Source organism: Marinicella meishanensis (genome assembly GCF_019931145.1).
Lineage (GTDB): Bacteria > Pseudomonadota > Gammaproteobacteria > Xanthomonadales > Marinicellaceae > Marinicella > Marinicella meishanensis.
This window is the reverse complement of the sequence record NZ_JAIOUV010000011.1, coordinates 184,978-192,992: the sequence shown is the minus strand read 5'-3', so window position 1 is coordinate 192,992 and position 8,015 is coordinate 184,978. Positions and strand designations below refer to the sequence as shown.

The following is an 8,015-nucleotide window of genomic DNA, read 5'->3' as shown; positions in this document are numbered from 1 at the left end:
CGTTCTTTCACCTCGGGGGCGTAACGGATTCGTGTATTCATAGACTAATTCTCTCAAACTATTTAGTCTCCGACAAACCCGGGGCGATTCAGCACACCCGCTTTGAACCTTTAGTGCTGTGGGTTTGCATGGGTTTTTAAGTGCCTCTTGCTTCATCTCTGTCTTTAACTTCAACTTCAACAAACCAGGTCACTGCAATTTGACATCCGTCACCTGTGAATAAACCAATTGGTGAGGGTGCTTTTTCTGTTTTCGGTTTTTAACAACATCTTGGACAGTGATCCGATATATGTCATTCAACTTAGAAAGCGGCACACGGTCCAGTCTGACTTTGGGTGATGTTGGGTTAAGCCGATAAAAAAGATCCATCAAATCGCCACGTGGGGAGGCTATGAAGCCTCCTTTCTCACGTGTGTGGCCACGGTGGCGTTTTACACCAAAAAAGGCCGGGACGTGCTTACCGAAGTGTTTGCCCGGATCAACGATGTTAAAAATCAGTGCCAATCGGTTGGACGACATCAGTCTGAATGTCACCCACGTTTCAAGCACGGCTTCATACTGTCCTTCAGGGTATCGCAGCCAACCTTCGTATCGATAGCGACTTGGTAACCCTCCAAGGCTGTTTTTGAAGTCGATTAATTCACCCATTGGCATCACCTTTGTGGCCTTTGTACCAATATGTGGCTAGGCCGTTACGCTCCCAGTCTTGGGTTCTGTAAATCACGTAACCCAATTCTTTCAGTTCGCTGATGCGCTTTGGACCTGAGAAGAACCCCAAATCCCGCATCTGTTCGGAACTGATGTGGCCAATGGTTTTAAGAATTCGGAGAATCTTGCGCCGTTGGCTAATCCTGGAATTGATAATGCGTTCAATATCTCCACCAGATGGCGGTGGATTATTGGGTGGGCTGGTGGTATTATCGGGATAACAAGGACCATCATTAAATATACTCATTATGTTTCTCGTTTTGAGGTAAATTGATGCAACTTGAAACCCGTGCCGATCACGCCAATGAGTGTCACGGGTTTTTTGTTGCGCGTTACAAAGTGGATGGTGCGGCTGATCATGATGGCCGCCTCATTTTTCTTTGTTCTATGACCTGGTCAATCTCCGACTTCAGAAAGCGGACAGATCGACCAATGGTGATTGGTTGTGGCAACAGGCCAGAGTGTACCCAGCGCCGCGCCGTTGATTTGTGGATTGAGAAGATCCAGCACACTTCTTTGGTGGAGTAGCTTCTTTCAGTGGTTTCGTGTTTCATTTGCTTCAGGTAATCTTTCAACACATGTAAGGTACGTCTGAAACTATTTGAAATCCAATTCTTTTCTGCATGGGGGGTGCTAGAGGGGTAGGATTCTCCAGGGGGGGCAAAAGAGGGGTAAAACCTTCAGTTACCTTAACGGCCTTATCAACTTGTCATATGCTTTTCGCAGATTTTTTTTGACCACTACAGCATCAATTTCTTGACCCAATTCAGCATCATAAAATTTGAAAACGATTTGAGATGAAGTAGCCGATTTAATCACTGGAATTCCATTTTTATTGTCAAGTATGAATTGATAAAGTGTGCCGAATCTGATCACGGCTTCCTGGCTTTGAGGCATTTTACTCTTCATCAACATAAGCGCATTGTGTATAAGGATATAGTTTTTCGTTTTTTTCAATCGACCAAGTATTTTGAATATACCCGTCAAAAATATGTCAAGTTCATTATTTTTGTCATCTGGGGCGGCAGTACCTTCCTTATTAATGCAATCTTTGATTGGGCTGTATATTAGATTGTTAATTAGATAATTTGGCTGAAGACTTGGGGTTGGTTGAGACATCATTTCATGGCGAATCATGTCAATTGCAACAATGTTTGGATCATTCACGGAAAGACCTGGCATTTGCTTAAGGTAATTTGAAATTTCGTCATAGGCCACACGCAAAGCTAAAATTGATGTGTAATCATCGGCATGACCATCTGCGAGTTGATTAAGATAGTCCATCAGAATTTCATCTTCAATTGGAATTCGCGTTTTAGGGTCTATCAATTTAAGCCCATTTTTAATGGCTTTGGCTACTAGGGTAGCAAACTTGATATACTCCCAATTTACATATTTTGCATACAGTGTGAATTCATCCTTAGTGAATTTGTCCTTGTTGATCGGTTCATGTATTGATATGACTTGAACGATTAAAACACCTAAAGGGATATAGGGGTTGTACAACCCAGCTACAAAATTTGGATTGAAGTTTTCAAAAATGAACTTCAGGTCTTTAAGAAATTTCAAATCTGCGGCATCAAAATCATCAATTTCTGTAGCCATAACCACCCTTTCACGTGATCGCTTTCATATAGAGCCATGGCATCGCGGTGAAAGTGTCCGCTTTTCAGTAGCTAACCTATGCCATGGCAAGTTCCATTTACATGATAGACTATGGATCATCGGAATCTAGAAGTGGAGAATAAAGCCACTCAATTGAGTTAAAAAGGGATTCTTCAACATCATCAAACTCAACATGGTAGTTGTGAGTATGTGGTGTTGGAATCAGTATTTCACCTTCATCGAACCCTTTGTCTTTGAGAATGCTTGTGAGTCTTTCAAGATCACCATAAGCATAGATATAGTTGTGGTTGTCATAAATGAACTGGCCTTCATTAGATATAGAAAATACCCAGAGATGTGACCGACCATCTTGCTCGAAGTATTCTTGGTTTTCATAGAGGAAAAGTTTAAGCTCATCATAACTCAGAGGTTTCGCGCTTTGGTATCTGCCTGGTTCTTTACCTGTCCGTGAAACCAACAATACATGCAGTAAGCCAAATGGTCCATTCATGCCCTTGCAAAATTCAAGAATTAGAGGGATTTCTTTGTCTTCACAGCCGATAATTAACCTAGTAAATTCCGTAAAACTTTCTTCTTGGTAAAGGTTGTCCCAAGTTACTTCTTCTTGGTTGTTATTAAACCCTAATTGAAATGTCATGTTTCTGATCTCGTTTAATTGGGCTTTCCATCAAGAATAGTACGAAAGTGCTAAAGCTGCTTTATCACCCATTTCTAAAAAGCGATAATTCACAAAAGCTGAGCATTCATTGATGGATTCATAAATTTCAGGGGCATTCTTTTTCAATCCCTTAATGCCACTGATGTTGAGTAGAAGCAGTCCATTGTCTCCAACAATTTCGCTGACACAATCAATCCAAGCATCCATATTGCGTCCGTAGTAGCCTGGAAAATGCATTTCTTCATAAAAAGTGTCATGAAATGATTCCCAGCCAGTTATTTTGCTGCCATCAATGTTTATTGTTTTCATTGTGTTGGACTCATTTTATTGAAGTGTTAATGGTGTCGTTGTCCCATATTCATCGTGACCAATGATGGAAACGGGTAATTGACAACTTTGTTTATTGACCTTTGGCCAGATTGAAGCAATCCATGCGGCCGCACAATCAACCACAATGTCATTGATTTCAAGCTCGGTATCAAATGGGTCAACTGTTGGTACATATGGAATTATTTCGCCATCAATGATTCTTGGGTCAAATATATCAGCACAATCTTTAATTTCTTTGTTCAAGACATAAAGGTCTGGCCCATTTAAATCAGCTCGAATTGAGAAAAAGCCATCTCCATCCTGGCTTGTAAATATGTTGATGTCAATTTCTGTGGCTTTGGCGGGGATGTTCTTAAAAAGTGTGTTGAGCGCATTCAATGCGTTTTGGCTGTTTTTTTCCAGCACTTCTTTTAACTCTTCTTCAAAATTCATATTGTTTAACCCCTAAAAATGCTGTGATTATTTTCATTCAATATTAAATACCAAGTCAGCCCAATCTTGCATCATTTTGGTGCGCTCTGTCAGGTATTCGGCTTTGTTGTAGGTGCCGCGAATGGTGTTCTTGTCTTCGTGGCTGAGTTGTTTTTCGATGTGGCGGCTGTCATAGCCTCGCTCATTAAGCTGAGTTGAAGCCAGGTGCCTCGCGCCATGTACGGTCATTCGCCCACGATAGCCAAGGCGGTACAAGGCGAACAACATGGCGTTTTCACTGAATGGCTGCTTTTCTGGCTTGTGGTAACTGGCGAAAATAAAGTTATAAGCGCCTGTGACGGTTTGTAACTCTTTGAATTGAGCCAGTGCTTGGTGACTCAATGGCACCAGGTGTTCGCGCTTCATTTTCATTCTGTCGGTGGGTATGGTCCACAATGCTTTGTCGAAGTCGATTTCATCCCAGGTGGCAAATCTGATTTCATTGGTGCGTTGAAAGGTGAGCAGGGCGATCATCAGACCGCAACGGGTGGTGGCTTCCAGGTTTTCGGTTTGAATGGCTTTGATCAAATCGGGCAATTCATCAAAGGTGATGTGGTTGTAATTTTTGGCGTGGTGTTTTCGGGTTTTGATGGCGGTTGTGGGGTTACCTTTGACCACACCCTCAGAAATGGCGTGGTTAAAAATGCCGCTGATGCGTTGTTTGACTTTTTTCTGCATCTCGGTTTTTCCGGCATCGGCCAGTTTATCCAATACGGGTTTGATTTCCGGTGCGCCGAGGGTGTCCATTTCATCACTGCCAATGTAAGGAAAAACGTGCGCCGTTAAAGACCGCCATATCTTCTCGGCATGGTTGGGACTCCATTCTTGATCGGCTGCCATTTCATCGTGCCATCGTTTGGCCACTGATTGGAAGTGATTCACGCCTGATGATTTGACTTTCTTGGCTTTTTTGATTTGTGATGGGTCGATCCCTTTGGCCAAATCAATTCGTGCCTTGAGGGCCTTCTCTCTGGCATCAGCGAGGCTAGTTTCTGGAAACACGCCTAAGGCCAGAGTTTTTTGTTTGCCTTCAAAGCGGTAATTCAAGCGCCAATACTTTGAGCCGTTGGGATGGATCAAAAGAAACAAGCCTTTGCCGTCGGACTCCTTGTAAATCTTGTCCTTTGTTTTCAGCGCTTTCACATATGTGGCGGTGAGTTTCATGGCACCCTCTCTTTGCACTCAAACTCTGTAACGGCTGTGATGACAGAAATGTATTTTTGGGTTTGATGCCAACTGATTTTTTCACTTTTGATGTACTTGTCAGAGTAGGTATCAATGACAGGCTTTTGAATGCTGTTTTCGACTACATCGCAAAAATCGTTGATGTTATCTAGGTCAATGATCTGTATTTTCTTGATCCATTTGCTTTGGGGTTCATCTGGGTGATGGTGCACTGTGGAAAGAAGTTGATAAATATTCGCGTACTGGACAACAAAGCTCGAATTGTAAATGGCTTTCGATTCCCTTGGCCCATAGCTTTTGTAAATGGCTATAAAAAACAGAATCAAGAAAGTCAAAATCATAATTCCGAACATGAAGCCTTTCCAGTTGAAAGGTTCGTCTTTCCTTGGTTTGTTGGTATATAGTTTGGTCATACCAACAAATATACCAACACTCATGGTGGAATGTAAAGAAACCAATTGAAACCTTGTGAAGCTACAAATCTAGCTATATGGTGGTTTTGGTGGTGAAAATGATGCTTTTTGAAGTGTGTTGAAACTAAAAGATGGTGCCCGGGGCCGGACTCGAACCGGCACAGTGTTTCCACCGGGGGATTTTAAGTCCCCTGCGTCTACCAATTTCGCCACCCGGGCCCTTTTGATGCCTTATACTTCGATAGGCTCTCAAATGCTGCGTCAATCCTCGCTCGAGCACAGGTGTGCACTCGCGACTCATTCCTTGCCTTTGATAGCCTCTCTGTGTATAAGGCTACCAAAAATTCCTTTTTTGCTGTGATAGTCAGCTTTTTCACAGTTTAAATGAATCGAACACATGAGTGCACTCATCATTGATCTCCTTGACTTTGCTAAACTCACTGTGAAAGAGCCTAGCAAAAAAACTTCCTTTAATGCTGCGGTAGTCAGCAATTTAATATACTTTTTGATGTTCAAGCACATGAGTGCACTCACATCGCCTTCCTTGAACTTGCTAAGCTCACTGTGAAAGAGCCTGGCAAAAAACTTCCTTTTGCTGATGGTGGTCAGCTTTTCAATCCGGGCTGAAAACATGGGTCAATCGATGGTGCTTGATTGGGGTGTTTTCGCGGAGGATTGGGGTTGAAATGGAGGCTGAACCCGGAATCGAACCGGGGTACACGGATTTGCAATCCGCTGCATCACCACTCTGCCATCCAGCCAATTTCAAGGCGACCCATTTTCGCTGCATCTGGGTCTTAAATCAAGTGCAAACTTGATCATTGTGCATAAAAAAAGGGTTGATAAAAATCAACCCTTTTTAAAAACTGGAGCGGGAAACGAGGTTCGAACTCGCGACCCCAACCTTGGCAAGGTTGTGCTCTACCACTGAGCTATTCCCGCTTTGAGGCTGCACATTTTAGCTTCAATGTGTTTTTTGTCAAATGATTTTTTTACTGAAATGGGTAAAAAATCATTCACTCTTTCATCATCGGCCAGGCGGCGCGAAGGTAGACATACATGGAGTACAGCGTCAGGGAGGCGGCGAAGTACAACAACACCAGGCCGATGTTATAGACCGGCAGGCCCCACAGGTCGGCTTCGTAGATCAAAAAGCCAATGGCCATCATTTGGAACACGGTTTTGACTTTGCCGACCATGGCCACGTTGACCGCGCCACGTTCACCCAATTCGGCCATCCATTCACGCAGGGCAGAGATGGTGATCTCACGACCAATGATCACGGTGGTGGCGATCATCATCAGGATGGTGGGGTGGTCTTGCAACAAGATGATCAAGGCGGTGGTAACGGTGAGCTTGTCAGCCACTGGATCGAGGAAGGCGCCGAATTTGGAGGACGTTTTGTGTTTGCGGGCGAAGTAACCATCCAAGAAATCGGTGATGCTGGCCGCCACAAACACCCAACAGGCCACATACCTGGACCATTCAAAGGGCAGGTAAAAGAACAAGATCATCACCGGTATCAGGATCATCCTGAGCACGGTTAAGGTGTTGGGCAGGTGCTTGGTCATCGGGCTCTTTAACAATTGCTGTGGGTATTGTAACCACCAAAGCCTGTGGATGGGTTAACTATCTGTCATAAAAATGTCAAACAAGGTATACAATTAATTGAACAATCAGTCGATTTTTTCAACCGTTGGTGGTTGGGCAGCGTCTGTGGGGTATGAAAACAGAAAAGGTCTACATTGAATACCTGTTGTTGCAGGCCCAACAAGGCAACCGGCAAGCCGGTGAAGACTTGTTGGCTGTGTTGCAAAACAAGGTGCGGGCGTTTGCCCACAAATTCCTCGGCGGCTCCGCTGCGGTGGATGATTGTGTGCAAGAGTCCTTGCTGAAAATTCATCGCCAGATCAAACAATTGCGGGCCGTCAAAGCGATCCACACCTGGGTTTATCGCATCGTGCATTCAACCTGCATGGATCAATTGCGGCAACAAGCCAAAACCAAATCATCGACGCCCGACGATCCAACAGTGGCGAGCAATTTGGACCAGCAACTGGATGTCAAAGCCGCCATTGCCCAGTTGTCTGAAGAACAACAAGTGATCATTTATCTGTTCTATTACGAGGGCTTCACGGTCAGTGAAATGGCCGAAGTTTTGGGCCGGCCGGCAGGTACCATCAAGTATCTGTTGTTTGCCGCCCGCGAGCAAATCAAATCAACACTCCAACATGAGGAAAGCAACCATGAACATCGACGAACAAATCAAACAAGCCTTGGGTGAAGAGTTACAGGGCATCAAGTCCAACAACGACCGCATTGATGCCAACCCCTTGCGGCAAGTGCAAGTCAGTCTGACCGGCAAAATGGGCTGGATTTATGCCCTGGTGATGGTTTTCATCATGCTGATGGTGGCCGGCGCCGTTTATTGTGCGGTGCAGTTTTACCACGCCCAGGAGCTCAAAGAACTGATGGGTTGGGGCATTGGCATCATCATTTTGGTGCTGCTGACCCAGATCAGCAAAATGTGGTATTGGACCGAGATGGGTCACAACCGGGTGATCCGCGAAGTCAAGCTGCTGGAATTGCAAGTGGCCCGACTGTATGAAAAATTGAATGACTGA

The 8,015-nt window shown here is 44.3% G+C and carries 13 protein-coding genes and 3 tRNA genes; 2 read left to right on the top strand and 14 right to left on the bottom strand.

The window, feature by feature from the left end; all coding sequences use genetic code 11:
* Positions 1-189 precede the first annotated feature (189 nt).
* From K7G70_RS17355 to pgsA, 14 genes are all read right to left on the bottom strand, one after another.
* Positions 190-648, bottom strand: a complete 459-nt coding sequence (locus K7G70_RS17355) for a hypothetical protein (protein ID WP_223789925.1) — start codon at positions 646-648, stop codon at positions 190-192.
* Positions 641-955 (bottom strand): helix-turn-helix domain-containing protein, encoded by a 315-nt coding sequence (locus K7G70_RS17350; RefSeq protein ID WP_223789924.1) that lies wholly within the window; start codon positions 953-955, stop codon positions 641-643. The genes K7G70_RS17355 and K7G70_RS17350 overlap by 8 nt, the downstream gene beginning before the upstream one ends.
* A gap of 109 nt (positions 956-1,064) precedes the next feature.
* On the bottom strand, positions 1,065-1,262 hold the full coding sequence (locus K7G70_RS18130) for a helix-turn-helix transcriptional regulator (RefSeq protein ID WP_223789923.1): 198 nt from the start codon (positions 1,260-1,262) through the stop codon (positions 1,065-1,067).
* Between the two features lie 130 nt (positions 1,263-1,392).
* A complete protein-coding gene (locus tag K7G70_RS17340) occupies positions 1,393-2,313 on the bottom strand; it encodes a hypothetical protein (RefSeq protein WP_223789922.1) in 921 nt (306 codons plus the stop codon).
* A gap of 109 nt (positions 2,314-2,422) precedes the next feature.
* Positions 2,423-2,971, bottom strand: coding sequence for a hypothetical protein (locus K7G70_RS17335; protein WP_223789921.1), 549 nt, complete (start codon positions 2,969-2,971; stop codon positions 2,423-2,425).
* 30 nt (positions 2,972-3,001) lie between these two features.
* Positions 3,002-3,301, bottom strand: coding sequence for a barstar family protein (locus tag K7G70_RS17330; RefSeq protein WP_223789920.1), 300 nt, complete (start codon positions 3,299-3,301; stop codon positions 3,002-3,004).
* Positions 3,302-3,316: 15 nt separating this feature from the next.
* Positions 3,317-3,754, bottom strand: coding sequence for a DUF6389 family protein (locus K7G70_RS17325; protein ID WP_223789919.1), 438 nt, complete (start codon positions 3,752-3,754; stop codon positions 3,317-3,319).
* Positions 3,755-3,787: 33 nt separating this feature from the next.
* On the bottom strand, positions 3,788-4,957 hold the full coding sequence (locus tag K7G70_RS17320; protein WP_223789918.1) for a tyrosine-type recombinase/integrase: 1,170 nt from the start codon (positions 4,955-4,957) through the stop codon (positions 3,788-3,790).
* Positions 4,954-5,391, bottom strand: coding sequence for a hypothetical protein (locus K7G70_RS17315; RefSeq protein WP_223789917.1), 438 nt, complete (start codon positions 5,389-5,391; stop codon positions 4,954-4,956). Before K7G70_RS17315 ends, K7G70_RS17320 begins: the two co-directional genes overlap by 4 nt.
* 132 nt (positions 5,392-5,523) lie before the next feature.
* Positions 5,524-5,610 (bottom strand) — tRNA-Leu (locus tag K7G70_RS17310).
* A 78-nt stretch (positions 5,611-5,688) separates the two neighbouring features.
* Complete coding sequence (locus K7G70_RS17305) at positions 5,689-6,024, bottom strand: hypothetical protein (RefSeq protein ID WP_223789916.1); 336 nt, start codon at positions 6,022-6,024, stop codon at positions 5,689-5,691.
* A 54-nt stretch (positions 6,025-6,078) separates the two neighbouring features.
* Positions 6,079-6,152: transfer RNA gene (locus tag K7G70_RS17300), tRNA-Cys, on the bottom strand.
* 106 nt (positions 6,153-6,258) lie between these two features.
* A tRNA-Gly gene (locus K7G70_RS17295) sits at positions 6,259-6,333 on the bottom strand.
* Between the two features lie 74 nt (positions 6,334-6,407).
* Positions 6,408-6,962: a CDP-diacylglycerol--glycerol-3-phosphate 3-phosphatidyltransferase gene (gene pgsA / locus K7G70_RS17290; protein WP_223789915.1), complete on the bottom strand. Its 555-nt coding sequence runs from the start codon at positions 6,960-6,962 to the stop codon at positions 6,408-6,410.
* Between the two features lie 152 nt (positions 6,963-7,114).
* Here pgsA and K7G70_RS17285 point away from each other — a divergent pair, with 152 nt between their 5' ends.
* Positions 7,115-7,675 (top strand): RNA polymerase sigma factor, encoded by a 561-nt coding sequence (locus K7G70_RS17285; protein ID WP_223789914.1) that lies wholly within the window; start codon positions 7,115-7,117, stop codon positions 7,673-7,675.
* The gene (locus K7G70_RS17280; protein WP_223789913.1) at positions 7,638-8,015 is read left to right on the top strand and encodes a DUF6768 family protein; all 378 of its coding nucleotides are present in this window, start codon (positions 7,638-7,640) and stop codon (positions 8,013-8,015) included. Before K7G70_RS17285 ends, K7G70_RS17280 begins: the two co-directional genes overlap by 38 nt.

Excerpts from the sequence above, each read along its gene's own strand:
- K7G70_RS17355 (WP_223789925.1), bottom strand. The coding sequence starts at position 648 with ATGGGTGAATTAATCGACTTCAAAAACAGCCTTGGAGGGTTACCAAGT.
- K7G70_RS17350 (WP_223789924.1), bottom strand. The coding sequence starts at position 955 with ATGAGTATATTTAATGATGGTCCTTGTTATCCCGATAATACCACCAGC.
- K7G70_RS18130 (WP_223789923.1), bottom strand. The coding sequence starts at position 1,262 with ATGAAACACGAAACCACTGAAAGAAGCTACTCCACCAAAGAAGTGTGC.
- K7G70_RS17340 (WP_223789922.1), bottom strand. The coding sequence starts at position 2,313 with ATGGCTACAGAAATTGATGATTTTGATGCCGCAGATTTGAAATTTCTT.
- K7G70_RS17335 (WP_223789921.1), bottom strand. The coding sequence starts at position 2,971 with ATGACATTTCAATTAGGGTTTAATAACAACCAAGAAGAAGTAACTTGG.
- K7G70_RS17330 (WP_223789920.1), bottom strand. The coding sequence starts at position 3,301 with ATGAAAACAATAAACATTGATGGCAGCAAAATAACTGGCTGGGAATCA.
- K7G70_RS17325 (WP_223789919.1), bottom strand. The coding sequence starts at position 3,754 with ATGAATTTTGAAGAAGAGTTAAAAGAAGTGCTGGAAAAAAACAGCCAA.
- K7G70_RS17320 (WP_223789918.1), bottom strand. The coding sequence starts at position 4,957 with ATGAAACTCACCGCCACATATGTGAAAGCGCTGAAAACAAAGGACAAG.
- K7G70_RS17315 (WP_223789917.1), bottom strand. The coding sequence starts at position 5,391 with ATGACCAAACTATATACCAACAAACCAAGGAAAGACGAACCTTTCAAC.
- K7G70_RS17305 (WP_223789916.1), bottom strand. The coding sequence starts at position 6,024 with ATGTTTTCAGCCCGGATTGAAAAGCTGACCACCATCAGCAAAAGGAAG.
- pgsA (WP_223789915.1), bottom strand. The coding sequence starts at position 6,962 with ATGACCAAGCACCTGCCCAACACCTTAACCGTGCTCAGGATGATCCTG.
- K7G70_RS17285 (WP_223789914.1), top strand. The coding sequence starts at position 7,115 with ATGAAAACAGAAAAGGTCTACATTGAATACCTGTTGTTGCAGGCCCAA.
- K7G70_RS17280 (WP_223789913.1), top strand. The coding sequence starts at position 7,638 with ATGAACATCGACGAACAAATCAAACAAGCCTTGGGTGAAGAGTTACAG.